Genomic DNA, 22991 nt, shown 5'->3' with positions numbered 1-22991 from the left:
GGCGCTCCCGCCCGCCGACCGCCGAGGACGGCGCTCTTCTTCCCGCCGCAAGGGGCCGCCGCCTCATCCCGGCTGCAGGTCCTTCTCCGGTTCGACCTCGCCCAACCCCCGCGGCATCGCCGGGTGCAACCCGAGCAGCACGATGCCCAGCACGATCGCCGCGAGACCGGCCGCCTCCCAGGCGAGCGCTCCCGTGTCGGTGCGCAGGCGGTCGCCGAGGAAGCCCACCCCGCAGGCGATCCCGGCCAGCGGCTGGGCCGCGGTCAGTGCCGGCAGGGACATCCGCAGCGGCGCCGTCTCGAACGCGCTCTGCACCAGCACCAGTCCGGTCACCCCGAGCACCAGCACCCCGTACGGCTGCCAGCCCGTGATGAACTCCGTCCACCCGCCCGTCGTCAGACGCTGCCCGCTGACCCGGGTGAGCGCGTCCTGCACGCCGTACAGCAGACCGGCCGCCAGCGCCAGCAGCAACGGTCCGATGATCATCCGGGACTTCTTCGCATACGTCGTCAGCACCAGCGCTGCGCCGACCATCGCCCCGATGATCACCCAGTGCCGTACCGGATCGGTGACCGCGTCTCCCGCTCTGGGCCGGCCCGCAACGATGAACGCCGTGACACCGCCGGCCAGCAGCACCAGACCGGTCCAGCCCTGACGGCCCAGCGGCTGCTTGGTCTGCCAGCGGGAGAGGGCGAGCGCGAACAGCAGGTTGGTGGCGACCAGCGGCTCGACCAGTGAGATCTCGCCCTGGGACAGCGCGACCGCGCTGAGGATCATGCCCGCCACCATCAGGCCGATACCGCCGAGCCAGCGCGGCACCCTCATCAGGTCAAGGAGCAGCCGAGGGGAGAGGAAGTCGCTGAGCGGTGCCTGCTGGGCGGCGTTCTGCTGCAGGACGAACCCGGTGCCCAGACAGAAGGCCGCGCTCACGGCGAGAGCCAGAACCAGTACCGACACGCTGCGTACCTCAATGATTCAGCGGGGTCACGGGATGCGTATCACGCTGACTGTAGCGCTCCCAGCTGTGACCTGCCCGTGCTTGACAACTTCCCGGCACGCTTCCCGCCCGTACGACACGCCGGATGTCCCGCACCCCCGCCCGGCACCGGGAAGGCCCCGACGACGCTGCCAGGGGCTCCATTTCGCCCCAGGTGAGACCCGCTGCCGCACGGCGGCGCACGCGTCCGCGCGGCGGACGACGTGAGTTTGCCGACAGCGGCGAGTACCCGGAAACATGCGGTTGACGCCGTAACTCTTCTGCCGAAGGATCTGACCCGTCGGTAACAAGGAAACGGACCGGTCGTCACCGCGAGAGGACGGGCGCATGGCCTACGACGCTGATGTCATCGTGATCGGGGCAGGCCTCGCCGGGCTCACCGCGACCGCCGAACTGGTGGACGCCGGCCAGAAGGTCATCCTGCTCGACCAGGAGCCCGAGCAGTCGATGGGCGGCCAGGCGTTCTGGTCCTTCGGCGGCCTCTTCTTCGTGGACTCCCCGGAACAGCGCCGCCTCAGGATCCGCGACAGCCATGCGCTCGCCCTCCAGGACTGGATGGGCACGGCCGCCTTCGACCGCCCGGAGGACCACTGGCCGCGCAAGTGGGCCGAGGCGTACGTCGACTTCGCGGCGGGCGAGAAGCGGGCCTGGCTGCACGGGCAGGGCGTGCGCTTCTTCCCGGTGGTCGGCTGGGCCGAACGCGGCGGCTACGACGCCACCGGGCACGGCAACTCCGTCCCCCGCTTCCACATCACCTGGGGGACCGGGCCCGGGGTGATCGCCCCGTTCGTGCGGCGGGTGCGGGCCGGCGTCGCGCGGGGCCTCGTCGAACTGAAGTTCCGTCACCGCGTCACCGGCCTCGCGCGCAGCGCGGGCACCGTCGACACCGTCACGGGCGAGATCCTGGAGCCCTCGGACGCGCCGCGGGGCAAGGCCAGCAGCCGCACGGTCACCGGCGCCTTCGAGCTGCGGGCCCAGGCGGTGATCGTCACCTCGGGCGGCATCGGCGGCAACCATGACCTGGTCCGCGCCAACTGGCCCAGGCGTCTCGGCAACCCGCCGGAGCGCATGGTCTCCGGCGTGCCCGCGCACGTCGACGGCAGGATGCTCGGCATCGCCGAGGAGGCGGGCGCCCGCCTGATCAACCGCGACCGCATGTGGCACTACACCGAGGGCCTGCACAACTGGAACCCCGTCTGGGACAACCACGGCATCCGCGTCCTGCCCGGCCCGTCCTCCCTCTGGCTGGACGCCCGCGGCCGGCGGCTGCCCGTCCCGCTCTTCCCCGGCTTCGACACCCTCGGCACGCTCGAGCACATCATGAAGACCGGGTACGACCACACGTGGTTCGTGCTCGACCAGAAGATCATCGGCAAGGAGTTCGCGCTCTCCGGCTCCGAGCAGAACCCCGACCTCACCGGCAAGTCGGTCCGGGACGTGATCGTGCGGGCCCGCGCCGACGTGCCCGGGCCGGTGAAGGCGTTCATGGACCACGGCGTCGACTTCGTCGTCGAGAAGGACCTGGGCGCGCTGGTGCGCGGCATGAACGCGCTCACCAAGGAGCCGCTCATCGACGAGGCCGAGCTGCGCCGCGAGATCGTCGCGCGCGACCGGGAGATCCTCAACCCCTTCACCAAGGACCTCCAGGTGACCGCCATACGTGGGGCCCGCCGCTTCCTCGGCGACCGGCTGATCCGTACGGCGGCACCGCACCGCATCCTCGACTCCAAGGCGGGCCCGCTGATCGCGGTGCGCCTCAACATCCTCACCCGCAAGACGCTCGGCGGCCTGGAGACCGACCTGTCCTCCCGGGTGCTGACCGAGGGCGGCGACCCGCTGCCGGGCGTGTACGCGGCCGGGGAGGCGGCGGGCTTCGGCGGCGGCGGGGTGCACGGCTACCGCTCCCTGGAGGGCACGTTCCTCGGCGGCTGCCTGTTCTCGGGACGCACCGCCGGACGGGCGGCTGCCAAGGCGGTCGGCTGAGCCAAGCGGTGGGCCGAGCGCCGCGGGACGGGAGCAGCGTCCCCCGACCACCGCCCCGCCCCCCGGCGCGCGCTCAACTGGCGTGTTCAACGCGCTTGCATCTGAGCGCAGTTGACACGTGTAGGCCTTCGGGTCCGCTCTTGACGCACACCGTCGGCGGAGGGTTTGCTGTGCGTGACCGCACTCTGACGAGCCGCGTTCGGTAAGGAATCACCGCGGTGCCACCCCCACCCCCACCGGCGTTCGGCCGTGCCCGCAAGCGCGCGGACCGGCTCTTCGACGCCGCGCTCGACGACACCGAACTCATCGCTGCCCGGGCCTCGCTCGCCCGCGGACGATGGGCGACCGTGCGTGCCCTGCTCGCCGCGACCCGGGACGACTGGGACCGCCGCGGCCACCGCGTCACCGTCCTCGCCCAGGAGCCCGCGGCGCTCGCCTGGGCGCGCGACTGGCAGCTCGCCGAACCGGAGTCGCCCTGCGCCGCCGTCCTCGTCGCCCACGCGGTCGTCCACCGCGCACTGAACGGCAAGGAGAGCCCGGACGCGGCCCGCGAGGTCTGCCGGGCCGCCGCCGCGCTCGCCCCCGAGGACCCCACGCCCTGGCTCGGCCTGCTGATCCTGGAGCGGTCGCTCGGCACCGAGGAGGACGTGGTCCGCCTCTTCGACGAGGTGCGCGCCCGCTACCCGGACCACCACCACGCGCACCACCTGGTGGTCGCCCGGCTCGCCGAGCGCCGCGCCGACGCCGGCCAGGACCCGCTGCACGAGGTCTACGACTTCGCCAACTGGGCTGCCGAACAGGCCCCCGCCGACTCGCCGCTCGCCATCCTCCCGGTCGTCGCGCACGCCGAGCGCTACCGCGTGCTGGCCGCCACGGGCAGCGAGCCGCCCGACCCCGTGGCCTCCGGGCACTGGGTGGGGCGGCGCGCCCGCCAGGTGATGAAGGCGGCGTTCGACTGGTGGCTGGAGTGGGAGCGCGACGACCACCCGCGCCGCCATGTCGACCTCAACTTCCTGGCCCACGCCAAGTACTGCGAGGGCCGGGACGCCGAGGCCGCCGCCCTGTTCCACCGCATCGGGTCGTACGCGACCCCGGCGCCGTGGTCGTACCCCGACCGCGACCCGTACACGGCGTTCCGTACGGCACGCGACACGGCGTTGGGTACGGCGTGACGACACCGACGGCCCCGAAAGCCTCTGAAGTCCCGACAACCCCGACAGTCCCGTCCAAGGCATCCGAAAGGACAACCGCGCGATGACGACCGACAGTTCGAGCACGAGCAGACCGGCTGCCGCCGACGGCGGCGCCATCCCCACCTTCAAGGGGCAGGAACGCGCCCTGCGCGCCGACCGGCTCGGCACGACGGGCCTGCTGCTGTCCGTCCTGGCGGCGACCGCCCCTCTCATGGTCGTCGCAGGTGTCATGCCCACCACATTCGGGGTGATGGGCATCGTCGGCCAGCCCCTGCTGTTCGTCGTCCTCGGCGTGGTGCTCGCCCTGTTCTCCTTCGGATACGCGGAGATGAGCCGCCACGTCCACAACGCCGGCGCGTTCTACGCGTACATCTCCCGAGGGCTCGGCGGCACGGCGGGCGCGGCCGCGGCGGCGGTGGCCCTCGTCGCCTACAGCGCGCTGCAGTTCGCGATCTACGGCATCTTCGGCTTCGAGGTCTCCGGGCTGTTCGCCACCTATCTGGACGTTCAGATGGCCTGGTGGATCCCCGCGCTGGCCGCCGTCCTCGTCGTCGGCGCACTCGGCTGGCTCAAGATCGACGTCAACGCGCGCGTGCTCGGCGTCCTGCTGCTGATCGAGGTCGCGCTCGTCGTGATCTTCGACGTCGCGGCCGTGGCCGACCCGGCCAAGGAGGGCCTGTCGCTGCACACCTTCAACCCGGACACGCTCACCGGGGCGGGCGTCGGCACCGCGCTCTGCTTCTGCGTCGCCGCCTTCCTCGGCTTCGAACAGGCGCCCGTCTACGCGGAGGAGACCAGCCGCCCGGACGTCCTGGTGCCCCGGGTGATGTTCCTCGCGGTCGGTTTCGTCGCCGTCTTCTTCGCGCTCAGCTGCTGGGCGCTGACCGTGGCCGCCGGCCCCTCGCAGATCGTGCCGGCCGCGCAGAAGCAGAGCGCCGGCCTGCTGTTCTGGCTGACCGAATCCGTCCTTGGGCACACCTTCACGGACGTGCTGCACGTGCTGTTCGTCACCGGCATGTTCGCGGCGATGCTCAGCTTCCACAACGTGGTCGCCCGGTACGCGTTCGCCATGGGCCGCGAGGGACTGCTGCCGGCCGCCTTCGGACGCACCACCGGCACCAGCGGCGCGCCCGGCACCGGCTCGCTGCTGCAGAGCGCGGTGTCCGCGGTGGTCGTGATCGCGTTCGCGGTGGCCGACGACAGGCCGAACGGCGACCCGACCACGCCGGTGCTGCACCTGTTCACCTGGTTCGGCAGCGTCGGAGCGCTCGGCGTCACCGTGCTGATGGTGGCCGCCTCCGCCTCCGTGATCGTCTTCTTCGCCCGCCGTGGCTCCGCCCGCGCCCAGGCCTGGCGGCTGGCCACCTCCGCGGTGGCAGGACTCGCCCTGCTGGTGATCGCCGCCTACACGGTCAAGGACTTCGACGTCCTGGTCGGCACGGGCCCGGACTCGGAACCCGGATGGCTGCTCCCCGCGATCATCGGCGTCGCCCTGCTGCTCGGCCTGGCCCAGGGCCTGCTTCTGCGCTCCCGCAAGCCCCAGACGCACGCCCGCATCGGCCTGGGCAACGAGGCATTCCAGCTGGAGAAGGCGGCCGAGTCGACGGCATGACCGGCGCACACCGCTGATCCACCTCGCTGGTCCGGCTTCCTGAGAACCCGGTGAGAAGAGGTGACGGAATCCTGACGGGCACCCGGTTCCCCTGGCATCGAGGGGGTGCCGGGTGCTCGAATCGTTGTGTGAACCCTGAACGACCACACGAGCCGGACGCACCCGAGCCCCCGGCGACCGGTACTCCGATCGGCCGCCGGGTGCTGCTGGGCACCCTGGGACTCGGCGCGCTCGGCGTGCTCGGGGCGCCCACGCTCCAGCGCGGCCTGGAGTCCTTCCTGGGCGGTGTCTCCGGCAAGGACCCGACGGGCCTGACCGGACTGCTGCCCAACGGCGGCGGCTTCCGCTACTACTCGGTGACCGCGTCCGTCCCGCACCTCGGCGAGGCGAGTTACCGGCTCACGGTGAACGGCCTGGTCGACCACCCGAAGACGTTCACCCTGGCCGACCTGCGCGCCCTGCCCCAGACCCGGCTCGTGCACGACGTCCAGTGCGTCACGGGCTGGCGGGTGGCGAGGACGCCGTTCGAAGGCGTACGGCTGTCCGCCCTGCTGGACGCCGCGGGCGTGCGATCCTCCGCCGGCGCCGTCCGCTTCACCTGCTTCGACGGGGCGTACACCGAGAGCCTCACCCTCGACCAGGCGCGCCGCGACGACGTCCTGGTCGCGCTGAAGATGCAGGACAAACCGGTGACCCACGAGCACGGCGGCCCGGTCCGGCTCTACGTCGCCCCCATGTACTTCTACAAGTCCGCGAAATGGCTCTCCGGCATCACGGTCACCCGGGACGTGCGCCCCGGGTACTGGGAGGAGCGCGGATACGACGTCGACGCCTGGGTCGGCCGGTCGAACGGACGCGACGATGCCCCCACGAGTTGACGCCCCGCAGCCGCCCGTCGCCGCCCCGGCCCGGGTGCGCCGCTTCACGCGCGCGGAGCGCTGGGTCCACCGCACGACGGCTGTCCTGATGAGCGTGTGCGTGGTGACGGCGGCCTGCCTCTACATCCCCGCGTTCGCGGAACTGGTGGGGCGCCGCGAACTGGTCGTGCGTGTCCACGAGGTGGCGGGCGTGCTGCTGCCGGTCCCGGTCCTGCTGGGCCTCGCCTCCCGGGCCTTCCGCGCGGACCTCGGCCACCTCAACCGCTGGGGGCCGCACGACCGGGTCTGGCTGCGTGCGGCCCTCCGGCGCGACCACCGCCGCGAGTCCCGGCCGGCGGGCAAGTTCAACGCGGGGCAGAAGACGTACGCGGCCTGGATCGCGGGCGCCACCCTGGTGATGCTCGGCACCGGACTGCTGATGTGGTTCACGCATCTCACGCCGCTGATGTGGCGCACCTCGGCGACGTTCGTCCACGACTGGCTCGCCCTGACGATCGGCGTGGTCCTGGCCGGCCACATCGGCATGGCCCTCGGCGACCCGGAGTCCCGCCGGGGCCTGCGCACCGGCCTGGTCAGCCGCGACTGGGCGGAGCGGGAACACCCTCTGTGGCGCCCGTAGCAGCCACGAGCCGCGCGAGCCCGTCCTGACCGTACCCGGCGGCGACGGCCCGGTCGGCGGTCCGCCTGGCCGCCGCCAGGGCACCGGTGTCCAGGCCGTGCGCCGCAGCGGCCTCGACGAGCCGGGTGAGCGTCGCCGCCGCCGATGCCACCGTGGAGCGCTCTCCCTGGAAGCGGCCGGTCCGCAACTGCTCGGCCCACCGGGGGATCATCTCTGACAGCAGACCGCTGATCCCGACGGCGAACGGCGCGAGATCGCCGGGCGCGATGCCCTCTGCGGAGGCGAGAGCGAAGGCGTGCGCGGCTCCGTGCACGGAGGTGGCGAACAGATCGAGCAACGCCACCTCGTACGCCGCCGCACGTCCCGGGTCGGCGTCGAGATGGCTGCCTGTACCGCCGAGTGCCGCCATCGTTTCCCGTACCGCGTCGTAGGCGTCCCGCGCACCGCTGTAGAGGACCGCGGCGGCCGGGGTGCCGATCACCGGGGTGGGCGTGAGGACGACTCCGTCCAGGTAGCGGATGTCCCGCCCAGCCGCCCACTCGGCCAGGGCCCGGGCCTCAGCGGGCTCCCCGCTGCTGAGGTTGACCAGCGTGCGCCCCGCCCAGCCGGTCGTCGGCAGCACGGCCCGCACGGCGTCGTAGTCCAGCAGGCAGACGACGACCACCTCCCCGGCACGCACGGCGTCCTCGGCCGAGGACGCGACGGTCGCGCCCCGTTCGAGGAGGTCACCGGCTCGGCCCGGGGTGCGGTTCCACACGGTCAGCGGGTGGCCCGCGCTCAGGAAGGCGGACGCGAGGGCCCGGCCCATGGGGCCGAGGCCGAGAACGGAAACAGAGGTGCGCGTGCTCGAGTTCGTCATGCCGCGACGCTAGACATTCACATTGGCGTGAGAGTCAAGTACCTGCTGTACTCGGCGACATGAGGATCGGCGAACTCTCGCGCCGCACCGGTGCCAGCCCCCGCGCACTGCGCTACTACGAGGAGCAAGGGCTGCTGTCCCCGGTGCGGCGGCCGAGCGGATACCGCGAGTACGAGGAACGGGACGTGACGAGCGTGCGGCGCATCCAGGTCCTGCTGTCCGCGGGGCTCGGCACGTCCGTCATCGCCGAGATCGTGCCCTGCGTCGAGGACGAGAACGTCGTCCTGGCCGGCAGGTGCCCGGAACTCCTCGAAGGACTGGCGAAGGAACGGGCGCGGATCACGGCGGCGATCGACGACCTGACCGCCGCCCGCGACATCCTCGACTCGCTGGTGGGGCGCCCTCTCTAGCCGGGCTTACCGAAGTCCAGCAGCACCTTGCAGGAGCGGCTCCGGTCCGCCGCGAGCGCGAACGCCGACTCGGCCTCACGCACCGGGACCACCTCGCTGATCAGCGCGTCGAGCGTCGGCTCCGAGGCGAGCAGCCCCAGCGCGTCGTCGAACTCCGTGTCGAAGCGGAACGCGCCGCGCAGGTCGATCTCCCGGCTCACCAGCAGGTTGCCCGCGAAGGGGCTCTGACCCGGGGGCAGCATGCCGAGCTGGACCACCACACCGCCCCGGCGGACCAGCCGCAGACACGTGTCCAGCCCGGCGGCGACCCCCGACGCCTCCACCGCCACGTCCACCTCGGCGGGCCACCCCGCATCGTCCGGGTCGTCCGCCCGTACGAGGGTGTCGGCGCCCGCCGCCGCGGCGAACTCCAGCGCCCGGGGCAGCAGGTCCGTGACCGTGACCCGCGCCGCGCCCGCCGCCTTCGCGGCCGCCACCACCAGGCAGCCGATCGGGCCCGCACCGGTCACCAGGACGTGCCGGCCGACCAACTCACCGGCCCGCCGCACGGCATGCAGCGCCACCGACAACGGCTCGGCCAGCGCCGCCCGGCGCAGCTCAAGACCGGCCGGGAGCGGCCTCAGCTGCTCGGCCGGGACGGCCGTCCGCGCCGCGAAGCCACCCTGCGCATGCGGGAAACGGGCCGCGCTGCCCAGGTAGCGGGTGTCCCGGCACACGTTCCGCCGGCCGCCCGCGCACTCCGGGCACACCCCGCACGGAGTGGCAGGGTGCACCGCGACCGCCGTACCCATCGAGGGACCTGACGCGCCGTCGCCGTACGCGACCACCGTCCCCACCACCTCGTGCCCCAGCACCATCGGCTCCCTGAGCCGGAAGTCCCCGACCCCGCCGTGCCGCCAGTAGTGCAGATCCGAGCCGCACACCCCGCCGAAGCGGACGGCGACCAGGGCCTGCCCGGGCCCCGGCTCCGGGACCGGCAGGTCGTCGACCCGCAGGTCACCCTGGCCGTGGATGACACAACCCAGCATCGCCGAACCCTTCTTCACAGCACGCTCGTCATGCCGCCGTCGACGTACAGCACCTGCCCGCTGACGAAGTCCGCCGCGGGGGAGGCGAGGAACAGCACCCCGCCCACCAGGTCCTCCGTACGCCCCCAGCGCCCGGCCGGAGTGCGCGCCCGCACCCAGGCGCTGAACTCCTCGTCCTGCACGAGCGGCCGGGTCAGCTCCGTCTCGATGTAGCCGGGGCCGAGCCCGTTGACCTGCACGCCGTGCGGACCCCAGTCCGCGCACATGCCCTTGGTGAGCATCTTCAGCGCGCCCTTGGTCGCCGCGTACGGCGCGATCCCGGGGCGGACCACCTCGCTCTGCAGCGAGCAGATGTTGATGATCTTCCCGTGGCCGCGCTCGGTCATGTGCCGGGCCGCCTCACGGCCGACCAGGAACGCGCTGGTCAGGTTGGTGTCCAGGATCCGGTGCCAGTCGGTGTCGGTGAACTCCAGCAAGGGCGCGCGCACTTGCATGCCGGCGTTGTTGACCAGGATGTCGAGCGGGCCCACCCGCTCCTCGACATCCGCGACCCCGGCGGCGACCGAGGCGCCGTCGGTCACGTCGAACACGGCCGTGTGCACGTCACCCGGCAGTTCCGCCGCGGCCTTGGTGAGCCGGTCGGCGTCGCGCCCGTTGAGGACCACGGTGCAGCCGGCCTCCGCCAGCCCGCGGGCGAGCGCGAGGCCGATGCCCCGGCTGGAGCCGGTCACCAGTGCCGTACGGCCGCCGATGTCGAAGAGGGGGTGAGCCGTCATCGCCGTACCACTCCTAGATGATGAGGGAGAGCAGGAGGACCAGTCCGCCGGCGACCACGGAGATGATGCACTCCATGACCGACCAGGTCTTCAGGTTCTGGCCGACGCTGAGCCCGAAGTACTCCTTCACCAGCCAGAACCCGGCGTCGTTGACATGGCTCAGGAACAGCGAGCCGGCGCCGATGGCCAGCACCAGCAGGGCCGTGTGCGTGGTCGACATGTCGGCCGCGAGCGGCGCGACCAGACCGGCGGCCGAGACGGTCGCCACGGTCGCGGAACCGGTCGCCAGCCGGATCGCCACCGCGATCAGCCAGGCCAGCAGCAGCGCGGGGATCGACCAGTCCTTGGATATGTCGAGGACCATCTGGCCCACACCGCAGTCGATCAGCGTCTGCTTGAAGCCGCCGCCCGCGCCCACGATCAGCAGGATGCCCGCGATGGGTGCGAGGCCCTTCTCGACGAGCCGGGAGATCCGCTCCTTGCCGAACCCGGCCGGGCGGCCCAGCGTGAAGATGCCCACGATCACGGCCGCGAGCAGTGCGATCAGCGGCGAGCCGATCACGTCGAAGACGCGCTGCACCATCTTGGCCGGGTCGTCGACGACGATGTCCACCAGCGCCTTCGCCAGCATCAGCACGACCGGCAGCAGCACGGTGGCCAGCGTGGGGCCGAACCCGGGACGCCTCCGAAGCTCCTCGGAGGCACGCGCGGGAATCATTCGGTCGGGAACCGGGACGTCCACCCAGCGGGCGGCGACCTTCGAGAACAACGGGCCCGCGATGATCACCGTCGGGACGGCGACCAGCACGCCGAGTGCCAGCGTCACACCGAGGTTCGCCTTGACCGCGTCGATCGCGACCAGCGGACCGGGGTGCGGCGGGACCAGACCGTGCATCACGGACAGGCCCGCGAGCGCCGGGATGCCGATCCGCATCAGCGAGTAGTTGCCGCGCTTGGCGACCATCAGCACGACCGGGATCAGCAGCACGATGCCGACCTCGAAGAACAGCGGCAGCCCGATCACCGAGGCGATCAACACCATCGCCCAGGGCATCGCACGCCCCTGCGCCTTGGCGAGGATCGTGTCGACGATCTGGTCCGCGCCGCCGGAGTCGGCGAGCAGCTTGCCGAGGATCGCGCCGAGCGCGATCAGGACGCCCACACCGGCCACGGTCGAGCCGAGCCCGGTGGTGAAACTGGTGATCGCCTTGTCGAGCGGCGCCCCGGCGAACGCGCCCAGCGCGAGCGAGCCGATGGTCAGGGCCAGGAAGGCGTGGAGCTTGAACTTGGTGATGAGCAGCACGATGACGGCGATGCCCGCCACCGCCGCGATGCCCAGTTGAGCGTGGCCCGCCGACGTGATCGGCTCGACGGGGGCCGCTGCCAGCATCTCGACGCTGAGTCTGGTCACGGGTGTTCCCTTGGAGTGAGGAGAGGAACTCTCGGTTTCGGATGAGGAAGGCCCTCGTCGGCCGTCCCCCTGGGGAGAGAGGGCGTGCCGAGGCCGCGGCCCCTGGGGGAGGACTCGCGCCGAGGGCGGGGGGAGTTACTGCGAGGACCGCGCGGAGGACCGCTCGAGGTCGCGCAGGGCGTTCACGGCGCGGGCGGTGATGTCCTCGGGGCTGCCCGAGACGTCCACCGCGACCCCTCGCTCGTCAGGCTCCAGCGGCTGGAGCGTGGCGAACTGGGAGTCCAGCAGCGCCGTGGGCATGAAGTGCCCCTGGCGGTGCGCCATCCGTTCCTCGATGAGCCCCCGGCCGCCGGTCAGATGAACGAAGACGACGCCGGGAGCCGCGGCCCGCAGCCGGTCGCGGTACGCCCGCTTCAGCGCCGAGCTGCTGACCACCCCGCCGAGCCCCGCCCGCTCGTGCGCCCAGGCGCCGATGGCGTCCAGCCAGGGCCACCGGTCCTCGTCGTCGAGGGGGACTCCGGCCGACATCTTGGCGATGTTGGCCGGGGGGTGGAAGTCGTCGCCCTCGGCGTACGGGACGCCGAGCCGGGCCGCAAGCAGGGGACCGATGGTGGTCTTGCCGGTGCCTGCGACGCCCATGACCACGACGACGTGGGGGGTACTCATCGCTGCCTCGCTGTCTTCGTCGACATCTGGTGTCGACGTCACTGAAACCGATTAGGTACGACGAATTCAAGACCCTGTGACATATAAGTCTGACTTTTTCTTGTCGTGACCTTCCTCGTACGCTGAGTGCATGAGAACACCGGGCCGGGGGCTGCACGGCCATGTACTGGACACCCTCGGCCCCGCGATCACCGCGGGCGAGTACCCGCCGGGCAGTGTCCTGCGCACCGACGAACTCGCCCAGCACTTCGAGGTGTCCCGGTCCGTGATGCGCGAGGCGGTGCGCGTCCTGGAGTCCATGCACCTGGTGGAATCGCGCCGCCGGGTGGGCGTGACGGTCCTGCCCTCGTCCGAGTGGAACGTCTACGACCCCCAGGTCATCCGGTGGCGGCTGGCCGGCGCCGACCGTCCCCGGCAGCTGCGCTCGCTGACCGTGCTGCGCTCGGCGATCGAACCGGTCGCGGCGGGCCTGGCCGCGCGCCACGCCACCGCCGAGCAGTGCGCCGAACTCACCGAGTGCGCCCTCGGGATGGTGGCCAACTCACGCGGCCACAGACTGGAGGCCTACCTGGTCCACGACGTGGCCTTCCACCGGGTGATCCTCCAGGCGTCGGGCAACGAGATGTTCGCCCGCCTCGGCGACGTCGTCGCGGAGGTCCTGTCGGGCCGCACCCAGCACGACGTCATGTTCGAGGACCCCGACCCGGCCGCGGTCACCCTGCACGTCCAGGTCGCGGAGGCGGTACGGGAGGGCGACGCCGCCCGCGCCGAGCAGCTGACCCGCGAGATCACCGTGGGCGCGCTGCACGAACTGGACATCCTGGCGCCGTGACGGCGCCGGGAGCCGTCAGGAGCCGTCAGGAGCCGTCAGTCTCGGTCGAGGAAGTCCCCGTCGACGTACACCCACGCCCCGTCGACCCGCTCGAACCGGCTGCGCTCGTGCAGCGAGCCACCCCGGTAGGAGGCGCGGAACGTCACGGTCCCCGTGGTGTGGAACGCGGACCCCTCCGTCGTCCCCAGGATCTCCAGCCCCGTCCACCGCATCCGCGGGTCGAGGTCGAGCCGCGCCGGGCGGGTGCGCGGATGCCAGGTGCGCAGCAGATACTCCGCGTCCCGCCGAACGAAGGCGCTGTACCGGGACCGCATGAGCGCCTCGGCGGTCGGCGCGGCGGCAGCCCCCATGGGGGTCCCCCCGGCCGAGCGCGTTCGAGGCTGGGGGAGGAAGCGGCCGCAGCAGTTCTCGTAGGCCTCGGGCAGCCCGCACGGGCAGGAACGCGTGGTCATGACCGCCATTCTGCCCGGCCCGGCGACGCGCCCCGCGGGGACTGTGCGGCACGCCCCCATCGGAGTCACAGTGGAAGAGGGCCGCATCCCTTTCAGTCCTCTTGCCTCGCACGCGAGTGAGGAGGGACGGACGATGACCCGAGCCGCCGACAGCCGGCCTGTGTCCGCCAAGGAGTGGACGCTGCACCTGTACCTGTCCGAACACGACCCGGCGACCACGGCCCGGGCCGTCCTGGACACCGGCGAGAACATGCTCGAGAGCCACGCGGAGGCACACCGCAGCCCGTACGACACGGCGATGCCCGAGGTCGGCGACGAACTCGCCGCCGGACGAGCCCTGATCGCCCTGGGCCGCCGGCTGGTCCGCGCCGCCGTCGGTGACATCACGGCGGCGGGGGCGCCCGAGGAGCCCCCGCCCGCACCGCTCTGGTCCCCCCGGGAGTGAGGAGGCCGCATCGTGGTCTTCACCGATCGTCTCGAAGCCGGACGGCAGTTGGGCGCCCGCCTCAGGCATCTCAGGGGCCGGGACCTCGTGGTGCTGGGGCTGCCCAGAGGAGGGGTGCCGGTCGCCGCCGAGGTCGCCGAAGCGCTCGGGGCACCGCTGGACGTGTGCCTGGTCCGCAAGCTGGGCGTGCCCTTCCAGCCGGAGCTGGGGATGGGTGCGATCGGCGAGGACGGCGTGCGCGTGATCAACGACGCGGTGGTGCGGGAGGCCCGCGTCACCCCGGAGGAACTGGCACAGGTCGAGGAGCGCGAGCGAGAGGTGCTGGAACTCCGGGCCCGGCGCTACCGGGGCGGGCGCTCACCGGTCCCCGTCGAGGGGCGGACCGTGGTGGTCGTCGACGACGGGGTGGCCACCGGGTCCACCGCGCGTGCCGCCTGCCGGATCGCCCGGGTCAGGGGAGCGGCACGGATCGTGCTGGCGGTGCCCGTCGCGCCGCACGACTGGATCGAGCGGCTCGCCGACGAGGCGGACGAGCTGGTCTGCCTCGACACACCGCGGGTCTTCTTCGCGGTCGGCCAGTTCTACGCCGACTTCGCCCAGGTCGACGACGCCGAAGTGGCCGCCTGCCTGCAACGGACCGCGGGGCACATGGGCACCGTGGACCGCGAGGTGGAGGTGGCCGCCGGTGCCGTACGCCTCGGCGGACGGCTGACCGTGCCCGAGGATCCGACCGGGATCGTCGTCTTCGCCCACGGCAGCGGCAGCAGCCGGCACAGCCCGCGCAACCGGTTCGTGGCCGAGGGTCTGAACCGGGGTGGGCTCGGCACGCTGCTGTTCGACCTGCTCACCGAGGAGGAGGAGCGCGACCGGGCCAACGTGTTCGACACCGAGCTGCTGGCCCGGCGGCTCGCCGACACCACCGGCTGGCTGCGCACCCGGCCGGAGACGGAGGGCCTCGCCGTCGGCTACTTCGGCGCCAGCACCGGCGCCGCCGCCGCGTTGTGGGCGGCCGCCGAACCGGGGACGCACATCGCCGCGGTCGTCTCCCGCGGCGGCAGGCCCGACCTAGCCGGACCGCGCCTGCCCGAGGTGACGGCACCCACGCTGCTCGTCGTCGGCGGCGCCGACCCGGTCGTCCTGGACCTCAACCGTCAGGCCCAGGCCCGGCTGCGCTGCGAGAACCACCTCGCGGTCGTCCCCGGCGCCACCCACCTGTTCGAGGAACCCGGCGCCCTGGAGGCGGTCACCGACCTGGCCCGCGACTGGTTCACCGACCACATGGCCCCCGCGCACGTATGATCGGGACCCGCGTGGAGCCGCGACCCTTCGCGTGACGCCCGATACCGCCTTAGCGTGGAAGAGTGCACACGGGCGCGGTGACCCTGTTCCTGTGCGGGGACGTCATGCTCGGCCGGGGCGTCGACCAGATCCTCCCGCACCCCGGCGATCCGGCGCTGCGGGAGACCTACATCCACGACGCCCGGGCCTACGTCGGGCTGGCCGAGGCCGCCAACGGGCCGATTCCCCAGCCGGTCGACTACTCCTGGCCCTGGGGCGAGGCGCTGGCGGTCCTGCAGGACGCCGCGCCCGACGTGCGGGTGGTCAATCTGGAGACCGCCGTCACCGGCGAGGGGGAGTTCGCGCGCGGCAAGGGCGTCCACTACCGGATGAGCCCCGCCAACCTGCCGTGCCTGGCCGCCCTGCGCCCGGACGCCTGCGCCCTCGCCAACAACCACGTCCTCGACTTCGGCCGGCGCGGCCTCGAGGAGACCCTCGACTCCCTCGCGGCAGCGGGGCTGCGCACGGCAGGGGCGGGCCGGGACGCGACCGCGGCCGGGCGGCCCGCGATCGTCCCCCTCGACGGTGGCGGACGCGTGCTGGTGTTCTCCCTCGGCATGCCCTCCAGCGGGATCCCGGAGGACTGGGCCGCCTCCGAGGACCGGTCCGGCGTCGACTTCGTCGCGGGCCCGACCGTCGCCGTGGCCGCCGGGTTCGCCGCCCGGCTGCGGCAGCTCAAGCATCCCGGAGACATCGTCGTCGCCTCGGTCCACTGGGGCCCCAACTGGGGCTACGACGTCTCCCGCGCCGAGATCCGCTTCGCCCACGCGCTCGTCGACGCGGGCGTGGACATCGTCCACGGGCACTCCTCGCACCACCCGCGCCCACTGGAGATCTACCAGGGCAGGCTCGTCCTGTACGGCTGCGGGGACCTCGTCGACGACTACGAGGGCATCGGCGGCTACGAGCGCTACCGCGACGACCTGCGCCTGCTGTACCTGGTGACGGTCGACCCGGACACCGGCCGGACGACCGGCGCCCGCATCGTCACCCTCCAGGCGCGCAGAATGCGGCTGGAGCACGCCTCGGACGAGGACACCGCCTGGCTGCGCACCGCCCTCGACGGATTCAGCCGGGAGTTCGGCACCCGCGTCGACCGCGAACCCGACGGCACGCTCACGCTCCGCCCCCTGCGCTGACCTACAGCTCTTCCTCTCCGTTCTCCGGCACGACGTGCACCGCGGCCTCCTCGGCCGTGCGGGCGCCACTGTCGAAGCCGACGTCGTTCGCGACGGCTTCCGCGTCGGTTTCCTCGTGCGCGCCCTCGTCCGGCGCGACCAGCCGCCCGGCGTCCGGGCCGCCGACCTCGTCGTCCCTCGGCTCGCCCTCACCGCCGGGCAGGTCCCCGATCCCGTCGCCCACCGTGGCCGTGTCCTCGGGCACCTCCCGGGCCAGCCGCTCGCCCAGCGACTCGCCGTCGCGCTGCTCGGCCGCGGTGGTGCCCACGTCGTTCACCGCGAGAGGCTTCTCCGGCGGCGAGTAGCCCTCCTCCATGGGCTCCACGACCCGGTCCTCCAGGCTGTCCGGGGACTCCAGCGGGCTCATGTCCTCCACGACGTCCTCGTCCTGCTGGGGCTGGTAGACCTCGTCACCCATGCTGTTCTCAGTCACTGCCGCACCCCCTCACATATCGGGTCCCACTAGTTGCGGCGACCACCTGTCGGGTCTCCGGTCCGCCCTACGGCAAACGCGTGCCATCTCACCCCGACCCGTCCTTGGCCAGGAACCGGCGCAGCCGCCGCAGCGGCCAGGTGTTGATCACGTCGTCCGCCGTGAGCCAGCCGCGCTGCGCGGTACCGACGCCGTAGCGCAGGTGGGCCAGGTGGAGCACGGAGTGCGCGTCGGTGTTCACGGCGAACTTCACGCCGTGCCGCCGGGCCCGCAGGATGTCCTCGTCGCACAGGTCGAGCCGGTCCGGCTGGGCGTTGATCTCCAGCGCGGTGCCGGTGCGGGCGCAGGCCGCGAAGACCTCGTCCCAGTCGGCGTCCACACCCGGCCGCTTGCCGATCAGGCGCGTGGTCGGATGTCCGATGATGTTGACGTGCGGATTCTCACAGGCCCGCACCAGCCGCCGCGTCATCGCCCTGCGGTCCAGGTCGAAGTGGGAGTGCAGCGAGGCCACGCACAGGTCGAAGCCGGCCAGGAACGCGCCCGGCCAGTCCACGTCCCCCTCGGCACTGATGTTGAGCTCGGTGCCGTGCAGCAGCCGCATCCCGTGGTGCGCGCCGTCCAGCGCCCGCAGCTCCTCCCGCTGGGCGACGATCTTCTCGTCCGTCATGCGCTGCATGTACAGGTTCGGCGCGTGGTCGGTGACCGCGTAGTACGCGTAACCGCGCTCGGCCGCCGCCTCCACCATCGCCTCCAGGGAGGCCAGCCCGTCGGTGAGGTCCGTGTGCGTGTGCAGATCGCCGCGCACGTCCCGCTCCGTCACCACCTCGGGCAACTCCCCGCGCACGGCCGCCTGGATCTCCCCCCGGTCCTCGCGCAGCGTCGGCGGAATCCACGGCAGGCCCAGCCGGGCGTACACCTCCTCCTCGCTGCGGGAGGCGACCGACTCCCCGCTGCCCGTGTCGAACAGGCCGTACTCGGACAGCTTCAGACCCTGGCGTACGGCGATGGTGCGGGTCCGGATGTTGTGCGCCTTGGAGCCGGTGAAGTACTGCAGCCCGGCGCCCCACGAGTCGGGCGGCAGCACCCGCAGGTCCACCTGCACGCCCTTGGTGGTGCGGATCGACGTCTTCTTCTCACCGTGCGCGATCACCTCGGCGGTCGAGGGCAGCGCCTCCAGGGCTTCCATGAAGGGGGCCGACCGCTTCGCGGCGACCAGGATGTCGATGTCGCCGATCGTCTCCCTCATCCGCCGCAGCGATCCCGCGTACGTGCAGCGCTTGCAGCCGGTGACCTGGGACAGCTCGGCGACGATCTCCTCGGCGGTGTCCAGCGCCAGATGGATCGGGATACGGCCGCCCGCCTGCTGCATCAGCCGGATCCCGTGCAGGATGTTCTCCTGCGTCTTCTCGCCGAACCCTTTCAGATCGGCCAGCGCGTCCGCCTCGATCGCGGCCGCCAGCTCGTTCACCGACGAGATGTGCAGGTCCTCGTAGAGCCGCATCGCCTTCTTCGGACCCAGCGTGGGGATCGTGATCAGCTCCCGCACCCCGGCGGGGATCTTCGCCCGGCGCTCCTCGACCACCGCGACCGTGCCGGTGCGCAGATACTCGATGACCTTCTCGGCGATCGACCTGCCCACGTTCGGGATGTCCCGCAGCCCGTCGGCGTCCAGCTGGGAGATGTCGGCCGGGTGGCCGCCGATGGCACGCGCGGCCTTCTCGTAGGCGCGCACCTTGAAGGCGTCGCCTCCCGTGATCGCGACGAGGTCCGCGTACTCCTGCAGGAGTGCCTCGACCTCTTCGTTGGCCCGGGCCACACCTCGAGTCTAGGAACCGCCCGAGAGGTGGGCCACACGCGAAAGGGTGCCGACCGGAACCGGTCGGCACCCTGCGGGTCAAGTCAAGTGTCCGAGGGGGGACTTGAACCCCCACGCCCGATAAAGGGCACTAGCACCTCAAGCTAGCGCGTCTGCCATTCCGCCACCCGGACAAGGTGTCTGTCGTGCGGGCTTCCCCCGCTGCGACGAAGGAAACATTACCAGGCTTTCGGCGGCGTTCGATCAGCCCCGTTCCCGCGTGAACGGCATGTGACGGGCCGTACACCACCTTGGGGCGCGGCGGGGGTCGGGGGGAGGATGAGGAGGACACCAGCAGGGAACCGGGAGGAAGCAGCGTGACCGACACCGGCACGGCCAGGAGCGTCACCGGCGAGGACGAGGTCGTCGACCTCTGCCGTGAGCTGATCCAGATCGACACCAGCAACTACGGCGACCACTCGGGTCCCGGCGAGCGAAAGGCCGCCGAGTACGTCGCCGAGAAGCTCGCCGACGTGGGGCTCGAACCGAAGATCTTCGAGTCGCACCCGGGCCGTGCCTCCACGGTGGCCCGTATCGAGGGCGAGGACCCCTCGCGGCCCGCGCTGCTCATCCACGGCCACACCGACGTCGTACCGGCCAACGCGGACGACTGGACGCACCACCCGTTCTCCGGCGAGATCGCCGACGGATGCGTGTGGGGGCGCGGCGCGGTCGACATGAAGGACATGGACGCCATGACCCTGGCGGTCGTCCGCGACCGGCTGCGCAGCGGGCGCAGGCCGCCGCGCGACATCGTCCTCGCCTTCCTCGCCGACGAGGAGGCGGGCGGCACCTACGGCGCCCGGTACCTGGTCGACAACCACCCGGACCTCTTCGAGGGAGTCACCGAGGCCATCAGCGAGGTGGGCGGTTTCTCGTTCACGGTGAACGAGCAGCGGCGGCTCTATCTGATCCAGACGGCCGAGAAGGGCATGCACTGGATGAAGCTCACCGTGGCCGGCACCGCGGGCCACGGGTCGATGATCCACCGGGACAACGCGATCACCGAGCTGTCGGAGGCCGTGGCACGCCTCGGCCGGCACACGTTCCCGGTACGGGTCACCAAGACGACGCGGGCCTTCCTCGACGAACTCGGCGACGCGCTCGGCACCGAGCTCGACCCGGAGAACATGGAGGGCACCCTCGCCAAGCTCGGCGGCATCGCCAAGCTCATCGGCGCGACCCTGAGCAACACCGCCAACCCCACCCAGCTGAACGCCGGTTACAAGGTGAACGTCATTCCCGGCGAGGCCACCGCGCACGTCGACGGGCGCTTCCTGCCCGGCTTCGAGGAGGAGTTCCTCGCCGACGTGGACCGGATCCTCGGGCCGAACGTGCGGCGCGAGGACGTGCACGCCGACAAGGCCGTCGAGACCGGCTTCGACGGTGCGCTGGTGGAGGCGATGCAGTCGGCGCTGCTGGCGGAGGACCCGGCCGCGAAGGCGATCCCGTACATGCTCTCCGGCGGCACGGACGCCAAGTCCTTCGACGACCTCGGCATCCGGGGCTTCGGCTTCGCGCCGCTGAAGCTGCCGCCGGAGCTGGACTTCGCGGGCATGTTCCACGGGGTGGACGAGCGGGTGCCGGTGGACGCGCTGCAGTTCGGCGTGCGGGTGCTGGACCGGTTCATCGACGCGTCCTGAGCCGGCGCCGGTCGCGTGTGCTATTCGCCAGCGTGTACGAGAACACGCCGGGACGAGTGAATGCGACCATACGCTCGTAGCTCCATTACTCCCTCCTCGTTACACGTGATGCGGTCCGAGGCTTGGATCGCTTTGCCAACAAGGAGGAATAATGATCAAGAAGGTCGTCGCTGCTGCGGCTGCCACCGGTGGTCTGGTTCTCGCGGGTGCGGGTCTGGCTGTCGCCGACTCCGGCGCCCAGGGTGCCGCCACGCACTCCCCGGGTGTCGTGTCGGGCAATGTGATCCAGGTCCCGGTGCACGTCCCGGTGAACGTCTGCGGCAACACGATCTCGGTGATCGGGCTGCTGAACCCCGCCTTCGGCAACACCTGCATCAACCACTGACGTGGTGCCTCACCCCAAGAGGGGCCCGAACCCCACGAGGGTGTGAGTCCGTCGGCCCCGGAGTGCGTGCCATGCGCTCCGGGGCCGACCGGTTCCCCCCGCGTCCGCGCCTACCCCGCGGGACGCGTTCCGAAGGTCCACGATCAGCTCGAAGACAGGGAAATCAGCAATGCGACAGGTCACCCGCAAGGGCCTGATGACCATGGCGGCGGCGACCGGAGTCCTCGCCGTCACCGGCGGCTACGCGCACGCCGACGCCGGAGCGAACGGCTCCGCCACCAACTCGCCCGGCGTGCTGTCGGGCAACCTGATCCAGGCGCCCGTCCACGTCCCGGTGAACGTCTGCGGCAACACCGTGAACGTCATCGGGCTGCTCAACCCGGCGGCCGGCAACACGTGCGCCAACACCGGCAGCCAGTCCGGCGGTGGGGGCGGCGCCCAGGCCGGCGGGCACACCAGCGACTCGCCCGGCGTCGGCTCCGGCAACACCGCGCAGGTGCCGGTCGACGTGCCGGTGAACGTCTGCGGCAACTCCGTCAACGTGGGTGGGATCGGCAATCCGGCGGGCGGCAACGACTGCGCCAACCCGGGCGGCGGCCACTCCACCACCCCGCCCGGTGGCGGTGGCGGCACCACGCCTCCCGGTGGCGGGGGCAGCACCACACCCCCCGGCGGCGGCACCACCACGCCTCCCGGCACGCCCCGTCACCCCGGCACGCCGCAGCAGCCGGGCGGCGGCGCCCACGTCAACCACCCCGGCGGTCAGTCCGTCACCCAGCCCGCGGCCACCTCACAGCTCGCCCACACCGGCAGCGACCTGCCGCTCGGCCTCCTGGCGCCGGTCGGCGCGGGAGCCCTGCTCGGCGGCGCGCTGCTCTACCGCAGGGCGCGGGCGCACGCGTAACCGCACCGGCACCGGCTCCGCCTGCTTCCCCCGTGGCGGGCGATACGGATCGGGCCCCGTCCGTGGGGGGCCCGATCCGTTTCAGTCACATTGCTCACCACGTGGCGCGCACCTGGCGGATGATCCGCCGGCGCAACCGCACCTTGCGGCTCCCGTCGCGCAGCAGGCTCAGGCGGTCCAACTCCCAGTGTCCGTACTCGGCATGGTCCGTCAGCAGGCGTGTGGCGTCCTTGCGGGAGACCCCGCGCGGTACGTACACGTCGACAAATTCGTATTCCGGCATCGCATCTATTGTGCGGGCTGGGGCCCGGTACGGATAGCGTCTGCACTATGTCTGATGCTGCGCAGCCCACCGCTGCCGAGGTACGCGCCGCCGCCGAGGCGGTCAAGACCGCGCTCGACCGCCACCTTGCCGCGGTCGAGCGCAGGACGGGTGAGGACGACCCGGCCGTCTACGAGGCGTTCAACGAGCTGGCCGCGGCGGCCGAGGAGTACGACGAGCTGCTCTACGACCGCTACGACGAGGTCACCCCCTTCGAGATCCCCGGTGCGGAGGAGCCCCTTCCGCCGTACACGGGCCCCGAGGAACCGAGCGCGCTGAGCGTCCTGATCCGCCGGGACTACGCGGTGGCGGAGCCCCAGCGGCTGCTGGCACAGGCGGAGCGCGTGGAGGCCGCGGACGAGGAGCCCGCGCCGGCGTCGTCGGCCGGCACCGTCCACGGCGCGCTCGGCGTACTCTTCGGGGAGTTCGAACCGGACGAGATCGCCTCCCGGCACAAGGAATTCGGCCTCGAGGAGGGCGACTCCACGCTGTGGGTGGTGGCCGCCGAGGAACCGGCCGAGCCGGGGGAGTGGCTGGAGGCGCCCTTCGAGCAGGTCGATCCCCAGCGGGTGATCTGCCGCTTCGACGTCAGCTCCGTCTTCGACGAGGAGGCGGACGACGAGGAACTGCGGGACGAGGAGCTGCCGGACCAGGAACTGGAGGAGGAGCTCGAGCTGGACGACGACGAGGACCTGGAACCGTTGGATCGTTGATCGTCGGCAGGGGCTTCCCCGGTGGTGCCGTGTGACCTGGGGCAGCACGGCACCACCAG

The 22991-nt window shown here is 72.0% G+C and carries 24 protein-coding genes and 1 tRNA gene; 14 read left to right on the top strand and 11 right to left on the bottom strand.

The genetic code is table 11. The features are described from left to right. Window positions 1–63 precede the first annotated feature (63 nt). Complete coding sequence (locus AB0N14_RS12330; protein ID WP_366025583.1) at window positions 64–957, bottom strand: DMT family transporter; 894 nt, start codon at window positions 955–957, stop codon at window positions 64–66. 367 nt (window positions 958–1324) lie between these two features. Here AB0N14_RS12330 and AB0N14_RS12325 point away from each other — a divergent pair, with 367 nt between their 5' ends. From AB0N14_RS12325 to AB0N14_RS12305, 5 genes are all read left to right on the top strand, one after another. Beyond that, on the top strand, window positions 1325–2980 hold the full coding sequence (locus AB0N14_RS12325; RefSeq protein WP_366025582.1) for an FAD-binding dehydrogenase: 1656 nt from the start codon (window positions 1325–1327) through the stop codon (window positions 2978–2980). A gap of 218 nt (window positions 2981–3198) precedes the next feature. Then, window positions 3199–4152, top strand: a complete 954-nt coding sequence (locus tag AB0N14_RS12320; protein WP_366025581.1) for a hypothetical protein — start codon at window positions 3199–3201, stop codon at window positions 4150–4152. 82 nt (window positions 4153–4234) lie between these two features. Continuing rightward, the gene (locus AB0N14_RS12315; RefSeq protein WP_366025580.1) at window positions 4235–5785 is read left to right on the top strand and encodes an APC family permease; all 1551 of its coding nucleotides are present in this window, start codon (window positions 4235–4237) and stop codon (window positions 5783–5785) included. Window positions 5786–5913: 128 nt separating this feature from the next. After that, complete coding sequence (locus AB0N14_RS12310; RefSeq protein WP_366025579.1) at window positions 5914–6663, top strand: molybdopterin-dependent oxidoreductase; 750 nt, start codon at window positions 5914–5916, stop codon at window positions 6661–6663. Further along, the gene (locus tag AB0N14_RS12305; RefSeq protein ID WP_366025578.1) at window positions 6647–7282 is read left to right on the top strand and encodes a cytochrome b/b6 domain-containing protein; all 636 of its coding nucleotides are present in this window, start codon (window positions 6647–6649) and stop codon (window positions 7280–7282) included. Before AB0N14_RS12310 ends, AB0N14_RS12305 begins: the two co-directional genes overlap by 17 nt. Here the strand turns inward: AB0N14_RS12305 and AB0N14_RS12300 are convergent. Next, window positions 7236–8141: an NAD(P)-binding domain-containing protein gene (locus AB0N14_RS12300; RefSeq protein WP_366025577.1), complete on the bottom strand. Its 906-nt coding sequence runs from the start codon at window positions 8139–8141 to the stop codon at window positions 7236–7238. The two genes, AB0N14_RS12305 and AB0N14_RS12300, sit on opposite strands and share 47 nt — an antisense overlap. Before the next feature lie 59 nt (window positions 8142–8200). Here AB0N14_RS12300 and AB0N14_RS12295 point away from each other — a divergent pair, with 59 nt between their 5' ends. Beyond that, window positions 8201–8551 (top strand): MerR family transcriptional regulator, encoded by a 351-nt coding sequence (locus AB0N14_RS12295; protein WP_366025576.1) that lies wholly within the window; start codon window positions 8201–8203, stop codon window positions 8549–8551. On the opposite strand, the gene AB0N14_RS12290 is transcribed toward AB0N14_RS12295, so the two are convergent. The 4 genes from AB0N14_RS12290 to AB0N14_RS12275 all read right to left on the bottom strand — a co-directional run bounded on the left by AB0N14_RS12290 (window position 8548) and on the right by AB0N14_RS12275 (window position 12432). After that, on the bottom strand, window positions 8548–9579 hold the full coding sequence (locus AB0N14_RS12290; RefSeq protein WP_366025657.1) for an L-idonate 5-dehydrogenase: 1032 nt from the start codon (window positions 9577–9579) through the stop codon (window positions 8548–8550). The genes AB0N14_RS12295 and AB0N14_RS12290 overlap by 4 nt on opposite strands. A gap of 14 nt (window positions 9580–9593) precedes the next feature. Then, window positions 9594–10355, bottom strand: coding sequence for a glucose 1-dehydrogenase (locus AB0N14_RS12285; RefSeq protein ID WP_366025575.1), 762 nt, complete (start codon window positions 10353–10355; stop codon window positions 9594–9596). A 13-nt stretch (window positions 10356–10368) separates the two neighbouring features. Further along, window positions 10369–11766: a gluconate:H+ symporter gene (locus AB0N14_RS12280; RefSeq protein ID WP_366025574.1), complete on the bottom strand. Its 1398-nt coding sequence runs from the start codon at window positions 11764–11766 to the stop codon at window positions 10369–10371. A gap of 135 nt (window positions 11767–11901) precedes the next feature. After that, window positions 11902–12432, bottom strand: a complete 531-nt coding sequence (locus tag AB0N14_RS12275) for a gluconokinase (RefSeq protein ID WP_366025573.1) — start codon at window positions 12430–12432, stop codon at window positions 11902–11904. A 130-nt stretch (window positions 12433–12562) separates the two neighbouring features. Between AB0N14_RS12275 and AB0N14_RS12270 the strand changes: the two genes are divergently transcribed. Further along, the gene (locus AB0N14_RS12270) at window positions 12563–13264 is read left to right on the top strand and encodes a FadR/GntR family transcriptional regulator (protein ID WP_366025572.1); all 702 of its coding nucleotides are present in this window, start codon (window positions 12563–12565) and stop codon (window positions 13262–13264) included. A 35-nt stretch (window positions 13265–13299) separates the two neighbouring features. On the opposite strand, the gene AB0N14_RS12265 is transcribed toward AB0N14_RS12270, so the two are convergent. Further along, a complete protein-coding gene (locus AB0N14_RS12265; RefSeq protein ID WP_366025571.1) occupies window positions 13300–13716 on the bottom strand; it encodes a YchJ family metal-binding protein in 417 nt (138 codons plus the stop codon). Between the two features lie 133 nt (window positions 13717–13849). Here AB0N14_RS12265 and AB0N14_RS12260 point away from each other — a divergent pair, with 133 nt between their 5' ends. The 3 genes from AB0N14_RS12260 to AB0N14_RS12250 all read left to right on the top strand — a co-directional run bounded on the left by AB0N14_RS12260 (window position 13850) and on the right by AB0N14_RS12250 (window position 16638). Then, window positions 13850–14161: a dsRBD fold-containing protein gene (locus tag AB0N14_RS12260; RefSeq protein WP_366025570.1), complete on the top strand. Its 312-nt coding sequence runs from the start codon at window positions 13850–13852 to the stop codon at window positions 14159–14161. A 12-nt stretch (window positions 14162–14173) separates the two neighbouring features. Next, on the top strand, window positions 14174–15460 hold the full coding sequence (locus AB0N14_RS12255) for a phosphoribosyltransferase family protein (RefSeq protein ID WP_366025569.1): 1287 nt from the start codon (window positions 14174–14176) through the stop codon (window positions 15458–15460). 62 nt (window positions 15461–15522) lie between these two features. Further along, complete coding sequence (locus AB0N14_RS12250; RefSeq protein ID WP_366025568.1) at window positions 15523–16638, top strand: CapA family protein; 1116 nt, start codon at window positions 15523–15525, stop codon at window positions 16636–16638. A gap of 1 nt (window position 16639) precedes the next feature. Here AB0N14_RS12250 and AB0N14_RS12245 read toward each other — a convergent pair whose 3' ends face one another. The 3 genes from AB0N14_RS12245 to AB0N14_RS12235 all read right to left on the bottom strand — a co-directional run bounded on the left by AB0N14_RS12245 (window position 16640) and on the right by AB0N14_RS12235 (window position 19099). Further along, window positions 16640–17110 (bottom strand): DUF5709 domain-containing protein, encoded by a 471-nt coding sequence (locus AB0N14_RS12245; RefSeq protein ID WP_366025567.1) that lies wholly within the window; start codon window positions 17108–17110, stop codon window positions 16640–16642. Between the two features lie 88 nt (window positions 17111–17198). Beyond that, window positions 17199–18926 carry a DNA polymerase/3'-5' exonuclease PolX gene (gene polX, locus AB0N14_RS12240; RefSeq protein ID WP_366025566.1) on the bottom strand — a complete coding sequence of 576 codons (1728 nt, stop codon included), beginning with the start codon at window positions 18924–18926 and terminating at the stop codon, window positions 17199–17201. 88 nt (window positions 18927–19014) lie between these two features. Next, a tRNA-Leu gene (locus AB0N14_RS12235) sits at window positions 19015–19099 on the bottom strand. A gap of 183 nt (window positions 19100–19282) precedes the next feature. On the opposite strand from AB0N14_RS12235, the gene AB0N14_RS12230 reads away from it, so the two are divergent. The 3 genes from AB0N14_RS12230 (at window position 19283) to AB0N14_RS12220 (ending at window position 21897) form a co-directional block, all read left to right on the top strand. Further along, window positions 19283–20608, top strand: coding sequence for a M20/M25/M40 family metallo-hydrolase (locus tag AB0N14_RS12230; protein ID WP_366025565.1), 1326 nt, complete (start codon window positions 19283–19285; stop codon window positions 20606–20608). 151 nt (window positions 20609–20759) lie between these two features. Beyond that, window positions 20760–20993, top strand: a complete 234-nt coding sequence (chpH, locus tag AB0N14_RS12225; RefSeq protein WP_103839114.1) for a chaplin ChpH — start codon at window positions 20760–20762, stop codon at window positions 20991–20993. Window positions 20994–21162: 169 nt separating this feature from the next. After that, complete coding sequence (locus AB0N14_RS12220; protein ID WP_366025564.1) at window positions 21163–21897, top strand: chaplin; 735 nt, start codon at window positions 21163–21165, stop codon at window positions 21895–21897. A 94-nt stretch (window positions 21898–21991) separates the two neighbouring features. Here the strand turns inward: AB0N14_RS12220 and AB0N14_RS12215 are convergent, their stop codons facing one another. After that, on the bottom strand, window positions 21992–22180 hold the full coding sequence (locus AB0N14_RS12215; protein WP_030053310.1) for a DUF5703 family protein: 189 nt from the start codon (window positions 22178–22180) through the stop codon (window positions 21992–21994). 47 nt (window positions 22181–22227) lie between these two features. Between AB0N14_RS12215 and AB0N14_RS12210 the strand changes: the two genes are divergently transcribed. Further along, window positions 22228–22932 (top strand): hypothetical protein, encoded by a 705-nt coding sequence (locus AB0N14_RS12210; protein WP_366025563.1) that lies wholly within the window; start codon window positions 22228–22230, stop codon window positions 22930–22932. Window positions 22933–22991 lie beyond the last annotated feature (59 nt).

It is taken from the genome of Streptomyces sp. NPDC051104, from assembly GCF_040682835.1.
Taxonomy (GTDB): Bacteria; Actinomycetota; Actinomycetes; order Streptomycetales; family Streptomycetaceae; genus Streptomyces; species Streptomyces cynarae.
This window is presented reverse-complemented; position numbering and strand designations above follow the sequence as displayed.

Coding starts and splice junctions, on each gene's coding strand:
- AB0N14_RS12325 (WP_366025582.1), top strand. CDS start 1,325: ATGGCCTACGACGCTGATGTCATCGTGATCGGGGCAGGCCTCGCCGGG.
- AB0N14_RS12315 (WP_366025580.1), top strand. CDS start 4,235: ATGACGACCGACAGTTCGAGCACGAGCAGACCGGCTGCCGCCGACGGC.
- AB0N14_RS12305 (WP_366025578.1), top strand. CDS start 6,647: ATGCCCCCACGAGTTGACGCCCCGCAGCCGCCCGTCGCCGCCCCGGCC.
- AB0N14_RS12300 (WP_366025577.1), bottom strand. CDS start 8,141: ATGACGAACTCGAGCACGCGCACCTCTGTTTCCGTTCTCGGCCTCGGC.
- AB0N14_RS12295 (WP_366025576.1), top strand. CDS start 8,201: ATGAGGATCGGCGAACTCTCGCGCCGCACCGGTGCCAGCCCCCGCGCA.
- AB0N14_RS12290 (WP_366025657.1), bottom strand. CDS start 9,579: ATGCTGGGTTGTGTCATCCACGGCCAGGGTGACCTGCGGGTCGACGAC.
- AB0N14_RS12285 (WP_366025575.1), bottom strand. CDS start 10,355: ATGACGGCTCACCCCCTCTTCGACATCGGCGGCCGTACGGCACTGGTG.
- AB0N14_RS12275 (WP_366025573.1), bottom strand. CDS start 12,432: ATGAGTACCCCCCACGTCGTCGTGGTCATGGGCGTCGCAGGCACCGGC.
- AB0N14_RS12270 (WP_366025572.1), top strand. CDS start 12,563: ATGAGAACACCGGGCCGGGGGCTGCACGGCCATGTACTGGACACCCTC.
- AB0N14_RS12265 (WP_366025571.1), bottom strand. CDS start 13,716: ATGACCACGCGTTCCTGCCCGTGCGGGCTGCCCGAGGCCTACGAGAAC.
- AB0N14_RS12260 (WP_366025570.1), top strand. CDS start 13,850: ATGACCCGAGCCGCCGACAGCCGGCCTGTGTCCGCCAAGGAGTGGACG.
- chpH (WP_103839114.1), top strand. CDS start 20,760: ATGATCAAGAAGGTCGTCGCTGCTGCGGCTGCCACCGGTGGTCTGGTT.
- AB0N14_RS12220 (WP_366025564.1), top strand. CDS start 21,163: ATGCGACAGGTCACCCGCAAGGGCCTGATGACCATGGCGGCGGCGACC.
- AB0N14_RS12215 (WP_030053310.1), bottom strand. CDS start 22,180: ATGCCGGAATACGAATTTGTCGACGTGTACGTACCGCGCGGGGTCTCC.
- AB0N14_RS12210 (WP_366025563.1), top strand. CDS start 22,228: ATGTCTGATGCTGCGCAGCCCACCGCTGCCGAGGTACGCGCCGCCGCC.